General features: G+C 51.7%; 20 protein-coding genes. 15 read left to right on the top strand and 5 right to left on the bottom strand.

What is annotated here, in order from left to right:
• The first annotated feature begins 3 nt into the window (after positions 1-3).
• The gene (locus EVJ22_RS11790) at positions 4-1521 is read left to right on the top strand and encodes a diguanylate cyclase (RefSeq protein WP_131443989.1); all 1518 of its coding nucleotides are present in this window, start codon (positions 4-6) and stop codon (positions 1519-1521) included.
• The gene (locus EVJ22_RS11785) at positions 1518-2012 is read left to right on the top strand and encodes a hypothetical protein (protein ID WP_071398790.1); all 495 of its coding nucleotides are present in this window, start codon (positions 1518-1520) and stop codon (positions 2010-2012) included. Before EVJ22_RS11790 ends, EVJ22_RS11785 begins: the two co-directional genes overlap by 4 nt.
• Before the next feature lie 43 nt (positions 2013-2055).
• On the opposite strand, the gene EVJ22_RS11780 is transcribed toward EVJ22_RS11785, so the two are convergent.
• Both EVJ22_RS11780 and EVJ22_RS11775 read right to left on the bottom strand, forming a co-directional pair.
• Positions 2056-2928 (bottom strand): ROK family protein, encoded by an 873-nt coding sequence (locus EVJ22_RS11780; protein WP_131443988.1) that lies wholly within the window; start codon positions 2926-2928, stop codon positions 2056-2058.
• Between the two features lie 12 nt (positions 2929-2940).
• The gene (locus EVJ22_RS11775) at positions 2941-4725 is read right to left on the bottom strand and encodes a type I phosphomannose isomerase catalytic subunit (protein ID WP_158625530.1); all 1785 of its coding nucleotides are present in this window, start codon (positions 4723-4725) and stop codon (positions 2941-2943) included.
• 141 nt (positions 4726-4866) lie between these two features.
• On the opposite strand from EVJ22_RS11775, the gene EVJ22_RS11770 reads away from it, so the two are divergent.
• From EVJ22_RS11770 to EVJ22_RS11730, 9 genes are all read left to right on the top strand, one after another.
• Entirely contained in the window at positions 4867-5163 is a 297-nt protein-coding gene (locus EVJ22_RS11770; protein WP_071398792.1) for a PTS sugar transporter subunit IIB, read from the top strand.
• 5 nt (positions 5164-5168) lie between these two features.
• Positions 5169-5513: a PTS sugar transporter subunit IIA gene (locus EVJ22_RS11765; protein WP_071398793.1), complete on the top strand. Its 345-nt coding sequence runs from the start codon at positions 5169-5171 to the stop codon at positions 5511-5513.
• A gap of 23 nt (positions 5514-5536) precedes the next feature.
• The gene (gene celB, locus EVJ22_RS11760; protein ID WP_131444008.1) at positions 5537-6847 is read left to right on the top strand and encodes a PTS cellobiose transporter subunit IIC; all 1311 of its coding nucleotides are present in this window, start codon (positions 5537-5539) and stop codon (positions 6845-6847) included.
• Positions 6848-6879: 32 nt separating this feature from the next.
• On the top strand, positions 6880-8304 hold the full coding sequence (locus EVJ22_RS11755) for a glycoside hydrolase family 1 protein (RefSeq protein WP_131443986.1): 1425 nt from the start codon (positions 6880-6882) through the stop codon (positions 8302-8304).
• Between the two features lie 80 nt (positions 8305-8384).
• On the top strand, positions 8385-9113 hold the full coding sequence (locus EVJ22_RS11750) for a GntR family transcriptional regulator (RefSeq protein ID WP_131443985.1): 729 nt from the start codon (positions 8385-8387) through the stop codon (positions 9111-9113).
• Between the two features lie 39 nt (positions 9114-9152).
• Positions 9153-9827 (top strand): ABC transporter ATP-binding protein, encoded by a 675-nt coding sequence (locus EVJ22_RS11745; protein WP_131443984.1) that lies wholly within the window; start codon positions 9153-9155, stop codon positions 9825-9827.
• Positions 9824-10831: an ABC transporter permease gene (locus EVJ22_RS11740; RefSeq protein ID WP_131443983.1), complete on the top strand. Its 1008-nt coding sequence runs from the start codon at positions 9824-9826 to the stop codon at positions 10829-10831. Before EVJ22_RS11745 ends, EVJ22_RS11740 begins: the two co-directional genes overlap by 4 nt.
• The gene (locus EVJ22_RS11735) at positions 10828-11439 is read left to right on the top strand and encodes a class I SAM-dependent methyltransferase (protein WP_131443982.1); all 612 of its coding nucleotides are present in this window, start codon (positions 10828-10830) and stop codon (positions 11437-11439) included. Before EVJ22_RS11740 ends, EVJ22_RS11735 begins: the two co-directional genes overlap by 4 nt.
• 16 nt (positions 11440-11455) lie before the next feature.
• Positions 11456-12118 (top strand): NAD(P)H-dependent oxidoreductase, encoded by a 663-nt coding sequence (locus EVJ22_RS11730; RefSeq protein WP_070328085.1) that lies wholly within the window; start codon positions 11456-11458, stop codon positions 12116-12118.
• Between the two features lie 38 nt (positions 12119-12156).
• Here the strand turns inward: EVJ22_RS11730 and EVJ22_RS11725 are convergent, their stop codons facing one another.
• Both EVJ22_RS11725 and EVJ22_RS11720 read right to left on the bottom strand, forming a co-directional pair.
• Complete coding sequence (locus tag EVJ22_RS11725) at positions 12157-12792, bottom strand: nitroreductase family protein (RefSeq protein ID WP_131441238.1); 636 nt, start codon at positions 12790-12792, stop codon at positions 12157-12159.
• Positions 12789-13235: a MarR family winged helix-turn-helix transcriptional regulator gene (locus tag EVJ22_RS11720; RefSeq protein WP_070328087.1), complete on the bottom strand. Its 447-nt coding sequence runs from the start codon at positions 13233-13235 to the stop codon at positions 12789-12791. The genes EVJ22_RS11725 and EVJ22_RS11720 overlap by 4 nt, the downstream gene beginning before the upstream one ends.
• Positions 13236-13414: 179 nt before the next feature.
• Between EVJ22_RS11720 and EVJ22_RS11715 the strand changes: the two genes are divergently transcribed.
• From EVJ22_RS11715 to aceA, 3 genes are all read left to right on the top strand, one after another.
• Complete coding sequence (locus EVJ22_RS11715) at positions 13415-15607, top strand: malate synthase G (RefSeq protein ID WP_131443981.1); 2193 nt, start codon at positions 13415-13417, stop codon at positions 15605-15607.
• On the top strand, positions 15604-15900 hold the full coding sequence (locus tag EVJ22_RS11710) for a hypothetical protein (protein ID WP_131443980.1): 297 nt from the start codon (positions 15604-15606) through the stop codon (positions 15898-15900). The genes EVJ22_RS11715 and EVJ22_RS11710 overlap by 4 nt, the downstream gene beginning before the upstream one ends.
• A gap of 66 nt (positions 15901-15966) precedes the next feature.
• Positions 15967-17241: an isocitrate lyase gene (gene aceA, locus EVJ22_RS11705; protein WP_131443979.1), complete on the top strand. Its 1275-nt coding sequence runs from the start codon at positions 15967-15969 to the stop codon at positions 17239-17241.
• A 43-nt stretch (positions 17242-17284) separates the two neighbouring features.
• On the opposite strand, the gene EVJ22_RS11700 is transcribed toward aceA, so the two are convergent.
• Positions 17285-18454 carry a LysM peptidoglycan-binding domain-containing protein gene (locus tag EVJ22_RS11700; RefSeq protein ID WP_233589701.1) on the bottom strand — a complete coding sequence of 390 codons (1170 nt, stop codon included), beginning with the start codon at positions 18452-18454 and terminating at the stop codon, positions 17285-17287.
• Between the two features lie 306 nt (positions 18455-18760).
• Here EVJ22_RS11700 and EVJ22_RS11695 point away from each other — a divergent pair, with 306 nt between their 5' ends.
• The gene (locus EVJ22_RS11695; protein ID WP_071398802.1) at positions 18761-19510 is read left to right on the top strand and encodes a FixH family protein; all 750 of its coding nucleotides are present in this window, start codon (positions 18761-18763) and stop codon (positions 19508-19510) included.
• Positions 19511-19671: the final 161 nt, after the last annotated feature.

Below are 19671 nucleotides of genomic sequence, written 5' to 3'. Positions count from 1 at the left end.
GCGATGGTATACGGTTTATTGATTGTTGGCATCGTCCTGATCACACTCGTCATCAACGTACTGCGCTTGATGACGACCCCATCTTTGAACCGTTGGCTACTCGTTGGGGCGAGTAGCCTTGTCGTGATTTGGCATGGGATTCTGTTCGACTTTTATGATTTACATTGGTCGGTGCTGCTGCTCATCGCGACCGGCCTCATCTGTTTTCAATGGACGGGCATGGTGACCGCCATTCTTGTCGGTTGGTTGCTCGTCTATAGCCAATCAGGAGACTTATCGTTTCCGTTGTTGCTCAGTTATATCTTTTTCGGACTCGGTGCCGCGCTCTTGTTCGGTTATATTAAACAATTGAAACGGGAACGCTCAGATCGGTTACGGATGTTGACGACAAGCTCTCGTCAATTGAACGTGTTTCGTGAAGTCAGCTTCACGATGCAAGATACGCTTGACCCGGACCGTCTCCTACAGACGATTTTGACGTCGGTGACGGCAGGTCATGGGCTCGGCTTCAACCGCTCGATCATCTTTTTTGCCGACCCGGAAAAAGACAGCATTTACGGCGTCATGGGGACGGGACCGATGAATCCCGAGGAAGGGTACCAAATTTGGGAAGAAATCACACGGCAACATTATGACCTTCAACGATTGATTGACGAGAAAGAGACGGACTCGACGCAAGACGAGCCATTGAACGAGCGAATTCGAAAAATGACGTTCCCATTTAAGTCCAATCATGTATTTAAACAGACACTCGACTCGGGCCGACCCCAACACGTCTATGCGAGCATCACCGATGATGCGGTCCTACGACTATTACATACAGAGTTACAGATGGACGAGTGCACAATTTTCCCGTTACATCATCAAGGTATCCCGTACGGATTGCTCGTCATCGATAACGTCGTCAACAAGAAGCCGATCACCCCTCAAAAAATCGATGGGGTTCGGCCCATCGCGGAACAGGCATCGCTTGCGTTGCATCAGACGACGCTTTATCAACGGATTGAGACGCTCGCGCTCCGTGACGGACTGACTCGTTTGAAGAACCATCGCTCGTTCGAGCAAGATTTGGATGTATTGTTCCGCGAATGTGATGAAGATGAACTGTCGCTCATCGTCATGGACATCGACCACTTCAAACATTATAACGATACGAACGGTCATTTGGCGGGGAACGAACTGTTGACGCGACTCGCGAGCGTCATTCGCCGAAGTGTGCCGGATGAACAGATGGCGTATCGGTTCGGCGGCGAAGAGTTTGTCGTCTTGCTCCCGCGATTCGATGAGATCGGAGCGACGCACGTGGCCGAAACGATTCGTTCAGCCGTTCTCGGTACAACATTCACGCACGGGAATCAACAACCGGATGGGCAGTTGACGCTCAGTTTTGGCGTCGCCTCGAAGCATACGCTTCGTGATCAGACGGTCGAACAGTTGATTGAATGTGCGGACCAGGCTCTTTATGCGGCCAAGTCACGCGGGAAAAATCAAGTCTGTCGCTGGGAAGGGGTGACGCTATGAGTGAGTTTAGCGTCATGATGATGGCGGTCGCCTTTATCGGGACCATCTTGCTGTCGAGCCGGTACTGCTATCTATTCATCTTACGTCACATCGCCAAGCGTGAGGCGGCGGTATTGCACGTCTCGTTACAAGACGTCTCGTTCTCGTTTGATCAGATGGTGTACTTTATTGCCTTGCCGACGACAATTCCCGAAGTAAGGGACGCGATGAAAGACGAGCTCATCATCGAGCCGTATTACGAGTCGCACTTCTTTCCTGACGTGAACGGGATACAAGTCTCCGTTAAATCGGGACAGGAAGTGATCCCGATTACGTATTTGCCAATCGATGATTTCAGTTTACCGATCTTAGATCGCTATCTAGAGACGCGGAAGATTGATGAGCGGACGAACCGCATCATTCGCGCCCACGTGATTGTTCATGATCGGACGCTCCAAGCGATCCGGGACGAGGTGTATCACCACTTGCATGAGGACCGAATCAGACAATAGAAAACAGGGTTTCCTTCACCAAGTGGCGATGGAAACCCTGTTTTTAGTTCGTTAAAAGGTGGAACCGGACAGCGCCGATCAAGTTGGCCTCATTGAAGTGGGCGCACGTCTCGACGTCGATCCGGAACGTACCGAACGAATCTGTGAGCGCATCGAGGTGACGCTTGATGCCGTCACGGACTTCAGGCCGCCGGCTGATGCCGCCACCGATCAAAATCCGTTCCGGGTCGAGCCCGAACTGGAGATTGTAGAGTCCGATCGCATTCCAACGATAGAAGTTTTCGAGTTCCTCATGAATACGTGAGTCCGATTGAAGGTCGAACACGTCTTTGCCGGTGAGGGGCAGTCCGAGGCGATCACTGCACCGCTTCACGAGAACGGCCGTCGCACCGACTTTACTCCACGTGCCGTCCGGGTGGGGGGCATTCGGGTCAAGAATCCAATAGCCATACTCGCCGCCATGGAAGTGTGAACCGACCATGACTTCGTTCGAGTCGATAAAAGCACCACCGACACCCGTGCCGATGACGACTGTCGCATAACGTTTCAAAGAAGCGGCGGCCCCGGTCCATCCTTCGGCGAGCGCTGCCGCGTTCGCATCGTTTAGGACGGTGACGGGTAAGTCGTACTGGTCTTGAAACGGCTCGAGGAAAGGCTGTTCGTGAATGTAAGGGAGGGCGGTAACGCCGTGAATCACCCCGGTCGACGAATCGACGGCGCCGGGAGCGCTAAAGGCGATTCCTTGAATCGGTCCCGCGGCTTGCGTGTTGTTCACGATTGCATCGATCTGTTCGAGAAATGCTTTCCACGTCTTAGGGGTCGGGACGTGGTCGTTCGACAGAAGTGTCCCATCAGTTTGGACGACACCGTATTTGATACTCGTACCACCGATATCGATGGCTAAATAATGTTGCATTCTATTCACTCCTTAAGCTAAAAACGCGGCCCCAATCACGCCGGCGTCTCCTTTCAGTTGCTGCAAAACGAGCTTTGTCTCTCCACGTAAGTGGGGATAGACCCGTACATTCACTGCATCCTGCAATTGATTCCAGTATAACGCAGCAGCCGCTGTTACGCCTCCCCCGAGAATAATCATGTCGGGGTCTACCGTGTGGATAATGTTCACGAGACCTGTCGCTAAACTGTCAACAAACTTATTTCGTTCAGTTTCGTCTGCCAATAATGTCATAGTGTCATGTAACCCTCTTACTTTTGCCCGTTCATGTAGGGCTGTACCACTAGCATGTGTCTCAAGCGAACCGACGTTTAGCGTGTGATGGATCGGTCCTTCGGTACGGACAATCATGTTGCCAATTTCACCAGCACTTCCGTGAGCACCACTTATGAGTTGCTTTTTGTAAACAAAACCGCCACCGACCCCTGTACTGACTGTGACATAAAAGATAGAGTCTACGTTACGTCCGGCCCCAAACTTTGCTTCAGCGAGTGCCGCGGCATTCGCATCATTCTCTAAGGTGACAGGGAGGCCAAGTAAATCGGACAACGGTTCAACTAGGTATTGATGATGCCAGTTTGGGAGGTTAGGCGGAGTGAGAAACGTTCCTCGTTTGAGGTCTAGCGGTCCGGGGGCGACTATCCCGACATGTTCAATCTCATATTCGAGTTCGAAGCGTTTGACGGCTTGACTGATAGTTCTTAACGTCGCCTCCATCTCAAGATGGGGGTGTGTCTTAAACTTAAATTGTTTCTCAACGCGACCGTCTTTTGAAACGACCGCGACGCGTGTATTAGTACCGCCCAAATCGATTCCGATTCGGGCTTTTTGTTTATCTAGTGACGATACACCAGTAACGAGACAGGTGGCATTTCCTTTCACCTCAAACGACTGGTGGGCCGGCAATACGATCGTACCGCCTGTCTCGAACAAGTGTTCATCTATTTCGAGCGAGCCAGCGACGACCGTCAAGATTCGGAACGTATCCGTCGAGACGGATTCCTCGCGTTCGATATTCCATTTTTCAACGAAGAAATAAGGGTTACGTGTCAACTGTTTTCGGAAATGATCCAGACGCAGGACAGGTTCCGCATAGTCGAGATGGGGTGCGAACGAGGCGAGTGCACCTTGCTCAACATGGAGGTCACGGGTGTGTCCAGTCGATGTTTCCATGCGTCCGTAGTCATAGAGACGGTACGTCGTATCCGAACTCTGTTGAATCTCAAGGACACACAAGTCTTTCGTCAAGGCGTGGATGGTCCCGGCTGGAACGTATAGAAAATCGCCTCGGCTGACAGGTTTTCGAGTTAATCCAGTCATCACGTTCCCGTCCGCGAGCGCCTGCTTTAATGCGTCTTTCGATTCAAATGTATGACCGTAGATGATTTCGCTCCCCTCTGGCGCATCGAGAATATACCAGCATTCATTCTTTCCGTACGGTTCTTTTTCAAGTGACTGGGCTAATTCGTCATCAGGATGGACTTGGATCGATAAATCATCGTTAGCATCAATCCACTTGATTAATAACGGGAATTCAGGGGCATCAATGCCGAACAGTTCAGGTGCTTGCTCATAGAGTGCTTGTAAAGTCATGCCCTCATAAGGCCCGGCGCTGACGATGGAACCGCCTTGTTTCAGGGCTGATGCAGTCCAAGCCTCACCAATCGAAGGTTCGTCAAAGTGAAAACCGAAACATTTCAAGCGATCGCCTCCCCACAGACGATATTGGTAATGCGGTTGTAACGGGATGATGTTCATAGTAAAGTTCCTCACTCTCATTTGTTATCGTCTACACTTTTAAATTTAAAAACTAAACAAACTTTAAATCAAGTATAGACATGAAATGATTCATGTGTATAATAAAAGTTGTAAACGATTTCAAAAAAGGAGTGATCAATCATGAAGAAGGTATTACTTGCTTGTAGTTCGGGCATGTCGACGAGCCTGCTCGTCACGAAAATGCAACAGCATGCGGAGTCGATCGGGGACGAAGCGAAAATTTGGGCAGTCGGTCAAGACCAGGTCGGAAAAGAGATGGAAGAGGCGGACGTCATTCTCATCGGGCCACAAATGCGTTTTTTACTCGATAAATTGAAAGCGCAAACATCGAAACCGGTCGAAGTCATCGACATGATGGCTTACGGAACCGCAAACGGGAAAGCGGCGTATGAACAAGCAATTAAATTGATGGGGTGAGAGTCATGGAAGGAACGGAAGAGTTAACGTTAGAACAGATGGCATTCATGATGATTTTGCACAGCGGCAACGCTCGGAGCACGATCCAAGAAGCCATCCAAACATACAAGAACGGTTCGTACGAGTCGTTTGAAGCGCAGCTAGCGACAGCGCGTGAACAGTTGAAAGAAGCGCATCAGACGCATTTCGGTCAAATTCAAAAAGAGGCGAACGGGGAGAAGACAGACATGTCATTGTTACTCCTTCACGCCGAAGACCATCTCATGTCGACCCAGACGATGCTTGACTTGACGGCGGGTTTGATTGAAATGGTCGAGCAAAAGATTGTAAATCCTAATCAAGAAGGGTGAATCCTATGTCACAGGACAACAAAATGTTCTTATTGATCAGCAAGTTGCTCATGCCGATGGCGACTTACTTGAACAACAGTCGGTATTTGCAAGTATTACGGGATGCGTTCATGCTCGCATTCCCAATCACGATGTTCGGTTCGATCGTCGTCGTCATCGCCAACTTGCCGTTCTTAGACAAGTTCATGTCGGAAGGGACGCTGAACGCGTTCAAATCGTCACTCGGGAACGCCCCATCGGCCACGATGGGCATCATGTCAATCTTCGTCGTTTTCGGTATTGGCTATTATCTTTCGAAAAGTTACAACGTCGAAGCCGTCTTTGGTGGGGCGATCTCCCTCGTATCGTTCCTCTTGTTGACACCGTTCCTCATCGAAGTCGAAGGAATGACAGAAGCGGTCGGAAACGTCCTCCCGCTCGACCGTCTCGGTGCGAAAGGAATGTTCCTCGCCATGATCACCGGGTTCCTCTCAGGTGAGATTTATCGATTTGTCGTTCAAAAGAACTGGACAATCAAAATGCCGGACGGCGTACCGCCGGCGGTGGCGAAGTCGTTCTCGGCGCTCGTGCCAGCCTTGTTGACGCTGACGGTCTTCTTGCTCCTCAACATCGGTGTGACGAGCTTGTTCAATACGAACTTACATGACGTCATTTTCAACGTCGTCCAACAGCCACTCGTTAAATTAGGCAACGGTCTCGTGCCAACGTTAATTGCGATCTTCTTCGTCCAATTGTTCTGGTTCTTCGGGTTGCACGGACAAGTCATCGTCAACTCGGTCATGGATCCGATTTGGAATACGTTGTCGCTTGAAAACTTGAACGCGTACACGGCGACCGGAGATGTGCCGAACATCATCAGTAAACAGTTTGTCGAGATCTATACGGTCGGCCTTGGTGGCTCGGGCTCGACGCTTGCCGTCATCGTAGCGATCTTATTGTTCCTGAAATCGAAACAGTTGAAGCAAATCGGGAAACTGTCACTCGGACCAGGGATCTTTAACGTCAACGAACCGGTCATTTTCGGTCTGCCGATCGTCATGAACCCGCTCATCATGATTCCGTGGATTGTCGCTCCACTCATAACGGTCACGGTCACTTACTTTGCGATGTCGACAGGGCTCGTCCCGCCACCGACCGGAGTCGCAGTACCTTGGACCGTTCCGATGTTCATCAGCGGGATGATGGCGACGAATTCACTCGCCGGCGGATTACTTCAACTCGTCAACTTCTTGATTATCTTGGCGGTGTGGTTCCCGTTCCTTAAATTTATTGACCGTTTGAACTTGAAGAAAGAACAGGAAGAAGCCGCTAACCAGACAGACGAAGCGGTGTAAAGAAGAAATAGAGAATAAGGGAGAGAGAGTTTATGACGAACCCGACAGAAACGAAAACATCATCAGTAGTGACATATCAATTCCCGACCGATTTTTGGTGGGGGACGGCCTCTTCGGCGACGCAAATGGAAGGTGCGGCGTTTGAAGGTGGTAAAGGCTTAAATATTTGGGATTACTGGTATATGCAACAACCGAACCGATTCTTCAATGGGGTCAGCGCGACCGAAGCGTCTAACTTCTATCATTTGTATGAGCAAGATATCGCGCTCATGAAAGAACTCGGACATAACACGTTCCGCTTCTCAATCTCGTGGTCACGTCTGTTTCCTGAAGGCGTCGGCAAGGTCAATGATGAGGCGATCACGTTTTATAACAACGTGATCGATTGTCTCATCAATCATGGCATTGAGCCGTTCATCAACTTGTATCATTTTGACATGCCGATGGCGCTTCAAGACCGAGGCGGCTGGGAATCACGTGATGTCGTCGATGCTTACGTACAGTTCGCAAAGACGTGTTTCAAACTTTTCGGAGACCGTGTGACGACGTGGTTCACCCATAATGAACCGATCGTGCCGGTCGAAGGTGGTTACTTGTACGATTTCCACTATCCGAACGTCGTCGATTTCAAGCGTGCCGTCCAAGTCGCTTACCATTCAATCTTATCGAGCGCGCTCGCCATCCAGGCATACCGGGAGCAGGGGCAGGCCGGTCAAATCGGGATCATCCTGAATTTGACGCCGTCGTATCCACGTAGCCAACACCGGGCCGATGTGAAGGCCTCACAAGTGGCAGATGCCATCTTCAACCGCTCGTTCTTGGATCCGTCTGTGCTCGGGACGTTCCCTGAAGAGCTCATCGATGTGTTGCGTGAACAAGACGCGATGCCGGAGCTGCAACCTGGAGACTTGGAGCTCATTCGCGCCAACACAATTGATCTTCTCGGCATCAACTACTATCAACCGCGTCGGGTCAAGGCGAAAGCGGCCCTTCCGAATCCCGAAGCGCCATTCCTGCCGGAGAATTTGTTCGACTTCTATGAGATGCCGGGTCGCAAGATGAACCCGTATCGTGGTTGGGAAATTTATGAGCAAGGCGTTTATGACATCTTAATCAACTTGAAAGACAATTACGGCAATATTCCATGCTTCATCTCGGAGAACGGGATGGGCGTCGAAGGAGAAGAGCGTTACCGTGACGCTGACGGTAGCGTCCAAGACGACTACCGGATCGACTTCATTCGGGAGCATTTGAAATGGACGCATCGGGCGCTCGAAGAAGGCGCGAACGTTAAGGGCTATCACTTATGGACGTTCATGGACAACTGGTCATGGAGCAACGCCTATAAGAACCGCTATGGATTCGTTGGTGTCGATTTAGCGACCCAGGAGCGGACCGTCAAAAAGTCTGGGCACTGGTTCAAACAAGTGATTGCCGATCATGGATTTACAGAATAATAGGAAAAGCTGACAAGGACCTACTCTTTGTCAGCTTTTTTTGATATATTATTCGTATATGTCTATACATGAGGTGGAATATGTCTACAAAGAAAAAACCAAAATATGAATCGATTGCCGATGAGATTCGGCATCGCATCAATGAACAAGCTTATGAACTCGAAACACCGCTCCCGGACGAGATTCAATTAGCGGAAGAGTTTGGTGTCAGCCGCATGACGATGAAACGTGCCCTCGAGATTCTTGTGATGGAAGGTCTGATTTATCGGAAGCGCGGTAAAGGGACATTCATCTTACCGGCCAGCTTCCAAAAAGAACGGATCAACATCATCAGTAAAGAAACGAGAGGATTAACGCAAGTCATCGGCGACCGCAGTCTCCGCAGTGAAGTGCTCGACTTTGAAGTAAAGTTCCCGACCCAGGAAGTCGCTGACCACTTGATGATCGAGCTGACGGAACCGGTGTATGAGATTCGCCGTGTCCGCTATGTGGACGAAGAGCCCTACGTCATCGAATTGACGTACATGGTCGCGAATCTGATTACGGGACTATCGCGTAAAATTTTGGAGAAGTCGGTCTATAGTTACATCCAGCAGGAACTTGGCTACACAATTACGAGTTCGCATAAGATGATTCGGGCCGATAAGCCAGACGAGTACGATCAAAAATACTTGAAAAATGACATTACCGATCCAATCATTGAAGTGGAGCAAGTCGTTTATTTAAGTAATGGAAAACCGTTTGAATATTCATTCGCTCGGCATCGTTATGACAAGTTTGTCTTTTCTTCAGTAAATATTGTGAGATGACGTCGCCTGCAAAGGCGACTTTTTGTGAAGGAGGTTCGTATGGACGTTCATATTGAACAAGCCGGGTATGAAAAAAATCAGACAGTCATCGAGGCCATCCAGTTTGAGGTTCGCCCTGGCGAAATCGTCGGGATGATTGGATCGAACGGCGCCGGAAAGAGCACCACGATCGCTTGCCTCACTGGAACGATTCCGTGGATGCGTGGAACGGTGCAAATCGACCGCTATGCCTATATCCCCGAGCAACCGGTGTACTATGATTATTTGACGCTCGAGGAACATATCAGCCTCGTTTTGGAATTGACGAGTGTTCACAATCGCGAACGGACAGACGAGCTACTGCGGCTGTTTCGGCTCGAGACGGTCCGGCATAACTATATCGCCTCCTTCTCGAAAGGGATGAAGCAAAAAGCGATGATTCTGTTGGCACTCATCCAAGAGGCAGCGTTTCTCCTCGTGGACGAACCGTTCGTCGGACTCGATGCGACGACGACGATTCAGCTGCTTCGTTTACTTGAGGCGGAACGCCGTCAAGGCACCGGGGTGCTCTTGGTCACCCATGTCCTCGACACGGCAGAGCGGTTATGTGATCGCTTCGTCTGGATTGATAACGGGCGTATGCTCGCAAGTGGGACGAAAGCAGAGTTACGTGACTGCCTTCGAACCGAGGGCGAGTCACTGTTTGACATGATGGAAGATGTGGCCATGCGATGAATGAAGATCAGCTGTTTGCTAGACGGGTCCGCACCCATATGACCAAGCAGTGGAAGACGTGGCGTCTTATTTTGGATTGGACCGTAGTGCTGTACGGTGTCATTCCGCTCGTCATCTTTCTCGGGTATCAATACCGATTGCTTTGGCAGGATGAGCTTGGATGGGTGAGCCAAGTACCGATGTTCGTGTGGGCGCTTGGAATTGGAGTCGTGCTGCTCAGAAATCAGTTTTTTGTCTGGATCGAACGAGCGGATGTGACGCTGGTGGCCAAACGTTCTTTGATTCACAGGTTGAAGTACAATTCGTTGTTCTATCACGCCCTTAAACTCGGTGCAACGTCCCTCTTCGTCCTTTGGGCGTTCATCCCAGTAATTTGGCTTGATGGTAGGTCCGTTGCCTCAATTCTAGCATTCGGTACGGCTCTGCTGTTTGTGACGGCGGTTCATACGTGGACTCGTTATCAGTTGACGATCCGGCGCAGCCATTGGATGTTACGAGTTACGGTCACGTGCGTGACGTTCCTTTGTCTGTATGCGCTCCTCATCGACTCGCTGTTATGGGCCGTCGTCCTCGGCAGCGGTCTCGTGGCGGTTGCGATGTATGTAGGAGAGGGATGGCTGACGCGTCATCCGTACCTTAGCCAAGAACTTGAGCGGAGTGAGACGCTGCGTACCGCCTTCGACCGGGCATTATTATCAACGTCGGGGGCAATCGAGAAACTAAGTCGGCGCAAGCGTCCGCTCTATCGACCGAAACCGAATCGGTTTGGGTCCGCCCGGCGTACGTCGGCCATTTTACTCTATATACGGACGCCGCGTCATCGGAACCTATGGTTGCGTCTCATCCCACTTGCCGTCACCGGAATGCTCCTTGTGCCGAGCTGGTTCAAGTTGCTCATCCCGCTCTATGTCGGCTATGTGATGTGGCAAGAACGACAGGCGTTCAAACAAGAGATGGAGCGTCATCCGTTTTTCCGCGCCATCCAAGAAAGGACAGATTTATGACTGAACAAGATTATGAACGATTGCTCCAAATCGAGACGGCGAAACCGCAACAAGGGTTCCCGGCCTCGGCCGAATACCATCGCTATGAACCGACCCCGTATGAGGCGCTCGACTTGTTGCGTGATGCGTACCCGCTCGCCGCAACGGACACGGTCGTCGATTTCGGTTCGGGCAAGGGACGGCTTCCGTTTTATCTCGCCTATACGTTCCGAGTTCGTGCGATCGGGGTCGAGATGGACGGCGGCTTCCATGAGGCGGCGCTCGAGAATTGGATGAATTACGCCAAGAAACACCGGACGCGTGGCAGTGTCCAGCTCGTCCGCGGCTACGCCGAACAGTTTGAGGTGCCTGACGAAGCGAATCGGTTTTACTTTTTCAACCCGTTCTCGGTGAACGTGTTCCGGCAGGTCGTCGCGAACATCATCGACTCGGTCGAGCGCACGCCGCGCCCGGTCGATATCATCCTCTACTATCCGTCCGACGATTATTTACACTTTTTGAATGATGAGACACCGTTCCGTTACGTCCAAGACGTCCGATTGCCGCTGAAGAATCTTCATGAACGGTTTCTCATTTATCGATTTGATATGATGGAGTCATCTTGGTAATGGGGAGTGGATTTGAGTGAAGAAAAAAGATATTTTAGAAGCGTACCGTTGGCGTCAAGCGACGAAAGAGTTCGACGCGGACCGCAAGATTGATGAAAGCGACTTTGAATTTATCCTGGAGACGGGACGGTTGTCACCGAGCTCATTCGGCTTCGAGCCGTGGCAGTTCGTCGTCGTCCGTCGCGAAGATTTACTTCAAAAAATTAAGGACAACACGTGGGGTGCTCAAGGACAAGCGTTGACGGCGAGCCATTTCGTCTTGATCTTGGCCCGGACTCCGCAGGAAATGCGCTATGATTCGGACTATCTGCGCCATATCATCACGGGCGTCCAAGGACGGACCGAGGATGAATATGCGCTCCGAATCAAACGAGTGCAGGAGTTCCAAGAACAAGATTACCGTCTGCTAGACGACGAGCGAGTGTTCCAAGAGTGGATCAAGCGCCAGACGTACATCCCGCTCGGCAACATGATGACGGCAGCAGCCCAAATCGGGATCGACTCATGTCCGATCGAAGGGTTCAACCAACAACAGATTGATGAACTGTTGATTTCAGAAGGTGTCATGGAACGCGGGGCCTGGTCGCTCTCGGCCATGGTCGCGTTCGGTTACCGGGCTCGCGATTTCGCGCCGAAGACGCGCCGCGACTTCAACGAGGTCGTCAAATACATCGGATGAAAAAAAGCTCAATCGCCTCGACGCGATTGAGCTTTTGCTTATTTCCAGTCTGTGATGCGGTCGATTGGGAAACGGACCGACGGATAACCTTCTTCCGCGGCTTTGCCGATCGAGAGGAGCATGACCGGGAGGTAGCGTTCTTTCTCGAGACCGAACGCTTCGGCGATATTCTTCTTATCGTAGCCGCCGATCGGGTTCGTGTCGTAGCCGTGGGCACGGGCGACGAGCATGAGCTGCATCGCGACGAGGCCTGAGTCGAGCAAGATGCTGTCTTTGATCATTTCGTTCGGTGCGTCTTTGAAGATGCCTTTGATCATGTCGACTTGGCGGTCGCGGACTTCAGGAGGCATCAGGCCGCGCTCGACAGCCGAATTGAAGATCTCTTCCGTGTAGTCGGCCATTTGGTAGTCGGCGAAGATGGCGATGACAGCCGATGACGTCTCGACTTGACGCTTATTGAAGCTCGCGAGCGGGAGGAGTGTCTCTTTTCCGGCGGCGCTGTCGATGACGACGAAGCGCCATGGCTGAAGGTTGAGCGAAGACGGTGCTGTCGTCGCTTCCTCGAGGATTTGTGTCATTTCGTCTTTCGAGATTTTGACGCTCTCGTCATAGACGCGAATCGAACGGCGTCCTTTTACAATCTCCATAAAGTCTTTCTGTGTTGTCGTGTTCATATTAGGGTCTTCCTTTCGTGTTGAATGTTGTGTTGTAACGTATTTAACAGGTCGAGCAAATGTTGTTGCTCCTCTACCTTCATGTTTACAAAAAGTCGGTCCGATAAGCACTTCTTTTGCTCGGTCCAATGTGCAATTTTGTCGCGACCGAGCTCGGTCAAGTCGACGTAGATGACGCGATTGTCTTGAAGACATCGTTCACGAGCGATCAGCCCTTGCGTCTCGAGTTGTTTCAAGTGACGGGTGATGGCCGCGTGATCGACATCGACGCGCTGTTGCAGCTCGCGTTGGCGAAGCGGACCGACGTGATTCAAGTTGCTCAAAATATCGTATCGGGTCAGGCTCAGTCCATCCATTTCGGTATCGAACAGCTGGCTGAGTTCTTTTTGTACAGTGATGACGTTGTAGAGAATTTGGTCGCTAGGCGAACAAGATTCGCGCATCCATAACCCTCCTTAACTAATTGATGACTCAATCATTGATGGGTCATGTAATCTATCCTAACGCGTTTTTCGTTTGCCGGCAAATAAAAAGTTTAAAAAAACTGTTGCTAAACTGTTATATAATAGTCTATATTAAAGTCAACTGATATATAACAACAACTACGGGAGGATGTGAAGGCTTGGAACAGTATAAACAAGTAGGTACTTATCGCGTACATCGGGAGCTCCTCGACTTCGTCTCGGCTCATGTATTGCCAGGAGCAGAGACGGGCCATCAGTTTTGGCAAGGAGTCGAGCGCATACTAGACGAGTTCATTCCTCGAAACGAGGCGTTGCTTCACGAACGGGAGTCGTTTGAGCGACTGTTACAGAAGTGGTACAGCGAACAGAAACAAGACTTTGACCTTGTCGGCTACGAGCGCTTCCTCCAATCGATCGGCTACATCGAACCGGTCGTCCCTGATTTTAGTATCGACGTCTCGGGTGTCGATTCGGAGATCACACAGCAAGCTGGACCACAGCTCGTCGTCCCGCTCGACAACGCACGCTATGCACTGAACGCGGCGAACGCACGCTGGGGAAGTCTTTATGACGCGCTGTATGGAACGGACGTCATCGATGAAGCGGACGGAAAAACGAAGTCGGCCGGCTACAATCCGGTCCGGGGTAAAGCGGTCATCGCTTACGCCAAACAATACCTCGACGACACGTTCCCGCTTCTAACGGGTTCGCACCGGGACGCGGAAGGATACGCGGTTCGCGCCGATGAACCATACGCCATCATCAACGGACAAGACGTCCCGTTCAGCAATGACTGTTTTGTCGGTTACGTCGGGAATCCGGACAGTCCGACGAGCTTAGTGCTCGTCCATAACGGCCTCCACGCCGAACTGAAATTTGACCGGAACCATCCGATCGGCGGCACGGATGGGGCAGGGCTCACCGATATCGAACTCGAGTCTGCCTTATCGGCCATCGTCGACTGTGAGGACTCGGTCGCAGCCGTCAACGCTCGGGACAAGGTTCACCTTTACAAAAACTGGCTCGGGCTGATGGACGGCACGCTCGAAGCGACGTTCACGAAAGGTGGCAAGCCCCTCAAGCGCCAACTGAATGAAGACCGCCGCTACACAGGCAGAAACGGACGAGACGTCGTACTGCCGGGACGTTCCTTACTGTTCATTCGGAACGTCGGTCACTTGATGACGACAGATTTGATGCTCGACAATCAAGGAAGGGAAGTACCGGAAGGAATCCTTGACGGCATCTTCACGTCACTGATCGCGAGCCGTCACCTCGACTCAAAACGGAACTCGCGGGAACGGTCGATCTACATCGTCAAACCGAAAATGCACGGTTCAAAGGAAGTCACGTTCACGAACGACTTGTTCGACGCGATCGAAGACGTGCTCGACTTGCCGCGCCATACGCTCAAAGTCGGTGTGATGGACGAGGAGAGACGGACGTCGCTCAACTTGAAAAACTGCATCGAACGCGTGAAGGGGCGGATCGTCTTCATCAATACCGGTTTTCTTGACCGGACCGGTGACGAGATCCATACGTCGCTCACGTTTGGGCCGATGCGCAAGAAAGGCGAAATGAAGACGTCGGCTTGGCTCGATGCCTACGAACGCTTGAACGTCTTGACTGGACTTGCGGCCGACTTCTATCAACAAGCCCAAATCGGCAAAGGGATGTGGGCGATGCCTGATAAGATGCGCGACATGATGCGGGAGAAAGTCGCCCATGCTGAGTCCGGCGCGACGACCGCCTGGGTCCCGTCGCCGACGGCCGCGACGCTCCACGCGCTCCATTACCATCAAGGGGATGCGTTCCGTGTCCAACGGGAGTTGGTGCAACGGTCGTTCGATATCGACAGCGAACGAAAACGCCTGCTCGAGATTCCGCTCGCGACACGCGTCTATACAGACGATGAAGTGAGGGAGGAACTCGAGAACAACCTGCAAGGGCTACTCGGTTATGTCGTCCGCTGGGTCGAGCAAGGTGTCGGCTGCTCGAAAGTGCCGGACATCCACCATATCGGGTTGATGGAGGACCGGGCGACGCTCCGCATCTCGAGCCAACACGTGGCCAACTGGCTCTATCATGGTGTCTGTACGCGTGAGCAAGTCGAAGCGACGATGTACCGGATGGCTGAAGTCGTCGACAAGCAGAACGCGGCCGACCCGAACTACCGGCCAATGACGCCGGACGTGACCGACTCGATCGCGTATCAAGCAGCAAAAGACTTAGTGTTCCAAGGAACGGATTCGCCAAGCGGGTACACGGAACCGATCTTGCATCGCCGCCGCCGTCAGTTTTTGACACAGTCGACACTTGAATTGAACTTAAAAGGAGGAGCATCATCATGACAACGAAAAAAATCGAAAGCGAACAGTTAATCGAACGTTGGGTCGTCCGCCGCATCGTCTCTGGAGAGTCGACAACGACGCTCGCCAATACCGCATTCGTGTATGGCAACGACTTGATGCGCCTCGTGCTCGACCGGACGGACGGTTCGCTCCAAATCATGAAAGAACCGGTCGAGGAAGTCGTCGTATTCCGCAAACCAGAAGAGCGGGACGAGGAAAACGTCTGCCGCAGTTGTGGGATGGAACATTCGACGTTCAAGTCGGCACTCGAATGCTGCGCCTACTTGGATTAAGTTTGCAACATCTGTTATATAACAATTTGATTAAGATAAAACTAATATAATACAGGAGGAACAACAATGAATGAACAACGCATGCAACTCGAGAAGGTTTTTCAGTCGGAACGGTTTGACGGGGTCGAGCGTCCGTACGGAGTCGACGACGTCATGAAGCTTCGTGGATCGGTCTTGATCGAACATACGCTCGCGACGAAAGGGTCGGAACGTCTGTGGGACCTGCTCCACGAACGGGATTACGTCCACGCGCTCGGGGCGCTCACCGGAAATCAGGCGATCCAACAAGTGAAGGCGGGGCTTGAGGCCATCTACTTAAGCGGCTGGCAAGTCGCTGCTGATGCGAACTTATCAGGGCATATGTATCCAGACCAAAGCCTGTACCCGGCCAACTCGGTACCGAGCGTCGTCAAGCGAATCAATCAGGCGCTGCAACGGGCCGATCAGATTCAAACGGCGGAAGGGAAAGGGGATACGCACTGGTTCGCGCCGATCGTCGCCGATATGGAAGCTGGGTTCGGCGGTGTGCTCAACGTCTTCGAGCTGACGAAAGCGATGATCGAGGCCGGTGCGGCCGGTGTCCACTTAGAGGACCAGCTGTCTTCGGAGAAAAAGTGTGGTCACCTCGGCGGTAAAGTATTGCTCCCGACGCAAACGGCTGTGAAAAACTTGATCGCGGCGCGCCTAGCAGCAGACGTCATGGGCGTATCGACGATCATCGTCGCCCGGACGGACGCGCATGCGGCCAACTTGATCACAAGTGACATCGACCCGATTGACCATCCGTTCATCGTCGGCGACCGGACGCCGGAAGGCTTCTACCGGACCGAGGCCGGCATCGAGCAGGCGATCGCCCGAGGTCTCGCCTATGCTCCTTACGCCGATCTCGTCTGGTGCGAGACGTCGGAACCGGACTTGCAAGAAGCACGCCAGTTCGCGGACGCGATCCATGCGAAGTATCCTGGAAAATTGCTCGCCTACAACTGTTCGCCTTCGTTCAACTGGAAGAAGAAGTTATCTGACGACGAGATCGCGACGTTCCAACAAGAGATCGGAGCGATGGGCTACAAGTTCCAATTCGTCACACTCGCCGGGTTCCATTCGCTCAACTTCGGCATGTTCGAGCTCGCCCGCGGCTATAAAGATCGTGGGATGGCAGCATATTCTGAGTTACAACAAGCTGAATTTGCGGCCGAACAACACGGCTACACGGCGACGCGCCATCAGCGTGAAGTCGGCACCGGCTACTTCGATGAAGTCTCACTCGTCATCTCGAGCGGACAGTCGTCGACGACCGCGCTCGCTGGATCGACCGAGGCGGAACAGTTTGAAGTGAAATGAAGCAAACGAAAAAGATGATGCCGCGGCATCATCTTTTTCGTGGTTAACGAGGAATCGTGAGCACTTGACCGACGCTGATCAAATTGATGTTCGTGATGTTGTTGGCGGCAGCGATTTTGGCGACGGTCGTATTATATGTCGTCGCAATCTTATAGAGCGTGTCGCCTGACTTGACGGTATACTTCACGGTCGTCGCTGGCGGAGGAGTGACGGTTGTTCCTGGGATGACCAGGACTTGACCGACGCTGATCAGGTTGATGTTGGTGATGTTATTGGCGGCAGCGATTTTGGCGACGGTCGTTTTGTACAGTGTCGCAATCTTGTAGAGTGTATCGCCTGCTTTTACCGTATATTTGACAGTCGTCGTTGGGGGTGGCGTGACGCTTGTACCTGGAATGACGAGCACTTGACCGACACTGATCAAGTTGTAGTTCGTGATCTTGTTGGCGGCAGCGAGTGCAGCGACTGTGACGTTGTAAGCCCGAGCGATGCTATAGAGCGTGTCGCCTGATTTGACAGTATACGTTTTAGAGGTTGAAGTAGATTGGTAAGCGAGCAATTGGGAAACTGTCACGAACTTGTAGCCTTTTGCTTTCAGTTGCGAGATCATCGTCGGCAAGGCTAGCGGTGTGCCTGGCGCACCAGCACCGGTGTGCATGAGGACGATCGATCCTGGTTTGATGTTCGTTTGGACTTTCGTATTGATTTGGCTAGCAGTGAGTCCTTTCCAGTCAATCGTATCGATGTTCCATTGGATCGTATAAGCGTAGCCGGCAGCGCCGACACCGCTCAAGACGGCGCTGTTCACGGCGCCAAACGGAGCCCGGAAGATCGGTTTTGTCGTTTTGCCGGTCAGTGACTTAACGATTGCTTCGGTACGGTCGAGTTCGGTCTTCATTTGAGTGGCGGTCAACTGGGTGAAGTATGGGTGGCTGTACGAGTGGTTACCTACTTGGTGACCTTTAGCTGCGATGTTTTTAATGTATTGAGGATGGTGGTTGGCGCCGGTTCCAGTCAAAAAGAAAGTGGCTTTGACGTTGTTCTTGGCAAGTATGTCCAAAATCTTGTTCGTATTCGCACCATCCGCTCCGTCATCGAACGTCAACGCCACGACTTTACTCGTCGTGTTCACGCTCGTTATGAACTTCGAAGCAGCGGCATCAGCTGATTTTGGATAGGTGACTAACGGTGCCAGCAGGATCAACAAAGCCATCAATAACCGTACAAATTTGCTCTTCATTTTTCCTTTCGCCTCCATTCTTGGTGTATGTATCTTGGTGTCAAGGCTTTCCATATATTGAGCTGTGTATATATTTTATATACCCCGTTTTGGTGATGAACACGTTATAATCCTAAAAATAGGCAAAGGAATTTTTGGATAATGACTCTCAAATTTTGTGTTCAATTTATGAGCAGGTGACGTGGTAAATATCACAAAAACATCACACAATTCCTGAAAAAGGATGATATCATGAACAATGTGTGAAACGTGTAAGCGATTAACTAGGGGGGATTCATAATGAGACAAACAGTGAAACGAATCGGGATGGCGACAGGAATAATCGGTTTGTTCGTCCTTGGGGCATGCGGGACAGAAGAGGCGGACAATGCGACGGAGACGGTGCAGTCGATGGAACCTGTCGAAGCAGAATTGAACGTACCGGCGACAGCGGAAATAGATGAAGCGGTCACGTTATCGGTTCGCGTCACGCAAGACGGCAAAGGGGTCGATGATGCGGACGAGATCAAGTTCGAAGTGTGGAAGAACGGCGCCAAAGAAGAGAGTGAGATGATGAAAGCTTCGCTCACAGAAGACGGGGTCTATGAGACGGAAGCAACGTTTGCGGATGAAGCGGTCTATACGGTCCAAGTCCACGTGACGGCGCGGGCGATGCATACGATGCCGACAGCGAAGGTGACGGTCGGTCATCCAGAAACAGAAGCCGAAGCCGAGGCTGAAACAGACCATCACCAACACGCCGGGGCCGATATCACACTCGATCCAAAGCAAGTGACGGCGAATGAAGCGAGCCCGTTCACCGTCAACGTTGAAATTGACCATGAGGTGCTGACAGGTGCGGACGTTCAACTTGAAGTATTCAAAGACGGTGCGGATAAGCACGATTGGGTGAAGCTTGAGGAAACGGAAAACGGAAGCTATGCGGGTGAGCATACGTTCCCGGAGCCCGGTACGTACAACGTCCAAGTTCATGTGACGAAAGGACACGACATCCATGAACACGTCATGGAGACAGTCGAAGTCAAATAAAAAAATCGATCGGCGCGTGCGCCGATCGATTTTTCAGCTTGTTGACTAACATCAATAGAATCGCTCGTCCTTCCGGCGCCCACGCTTTCCGCAGGCAATCCCGGAGCCGCATCGCGACTTATGTCGCTGCTGGGTCTCCGTTGGATTGCTTTCCTGCAGGA

Origin of the sequence: Exiguobacterium sp. SH0S7 (assembly GCF_004337195.1) — a bacterium.
GTDB lineage: Bacteria > Bacillota > Bacilli > Exiguobacteriales > Exiguobacteriaceae > Exiguobacterium > Exiguobacterium aurantiacum_A.
Note: the sequence above shows the minus strand (reverse complement) of the source record. Positions and strands in the feature narration are given on the sequence as shown.

Bases quoted from the DNA above. Each gene is read 5' to 3' on its own strand.
- EVJ22_RS11755 (WP_131443986.1), top strand. From the start codon at position 6,880: ATGACGAACCCGACAGAAACGAAAACATCATCAGTAGTGACATATCAA.
- EVJ22_RS11740 (WP_131443983.1), top strand. From the start codon at position 9,824: ATGAATGAAGATCAGCTGTTTGCTAGACGGGTCCGCACCCATATGACC.
- EVJ22_RS11790 (WP_131443989.1), top strand. From the start codon at position 4: ATGGTATACGGTTTATTGATTGTTGGCATCGTCCTGATCACACTCGTC.
- EVJ22_RS11735 (WP_131443982.1), top strand. From the start codon at position 10,828: ATGACTGAACAAGATTATGAACGATTGCTCCAAATCGAGACGGCGAAA.
- EVJ22_RS11725 (WP_131441238.1), bottom strand. From the start codon at position 12,792: ATGAACACGACAACACAGAAAGACTTTATGGAGATTGTAAAAGGACGC.
- EVJ22_RS11765 (WP_071398793.1), top strand. From the start codon at position 5,169: ATGGAAGGAACGGAAGAGTTAACGTTAGAACAGATGGCATTCATGATG.
- EVJ22_RS11695 (WP_071398802.1), top strand. From the start codon at position 18,761: ATGAGACAAACAGTGAAACGAATCGGGATGGCGACAGGAATAATCGGT.
- EVJ22_RS11700 (WP_233589701.1), bottom strand. From the start codon at position 18,454: ATGGCTTTGTTGATCCTGCTGGCACCGTTAGTCACCTATCCAAAATCA.
- EVJ22_RS11720 (WP_070328087.1), bottom strand. From the start codon at position 13,235: ATGCGCGAATCTTGTTCGCCTAGCGACCAAATTCTCTACAACGTCATC.
- aceA (WP_131443979.1), top strand. From the start codon at position 15,967: ATGAATGAACAACGCATGCAACTCGAGAAGGTTTTTCAGTCGGAACGG.
- EVJ22_RS11775 (WP_158625530.1), bottom strand. From the start codon at position 4,725: ATGAACATCATCCCGTTACAACCGCATTACCAATATCGTCTGTGGGGA.
- EVJ22_RS11785 (WP_071398790.1), top strand. From the start codon at position 1,518: ATGAGTGAGTTTAGCGTCATGATGATGGCGGTCGCCTTTATCGGGACC.
- EVJ22_RS11745 (WP_131443984.1), top strand. From the start codon at position 9,153: ATGGACGTTCATATTGAACAAGCCGGGTATGAAAAAAATCAGACAGTC.
- celB (WP_131444008.1), top strand. From the start codon at position 5,537: ATGTTCTTATTGATCAGCAAGTTGCTCATGCCGATGGCGACTTACTTG.
- EVJ22_RS11780 (WP_131443988.1), bottom strand. From the start codon at position 2,928: ATGCAACATTATTTAGCCATCGATATCGGTGGTACGAGTATCAAATAC.
- EVJ22_RS11750 (WP_131443985.1), top strand. From the start codon at position 8,385: ATGTCTACAAAGAAAAAACCAAAATATGAATCGATTGCCGATGAGATT.
- EVJ22_RS11770 (WP_071398792.1), top strand. From the start codon at position 4,867: ATGAAGAAGGTATTACTTGCTTGTAGTTCGGGCATGTCGACGAGCCTG.
- EVJ22_RS11710 (WP_131443980.1), top strand. From the start codon at position 15,604: ATGACAACGAAAAAAATCGAAAGCGAACAGTTAATCGAACGTTGGGTC.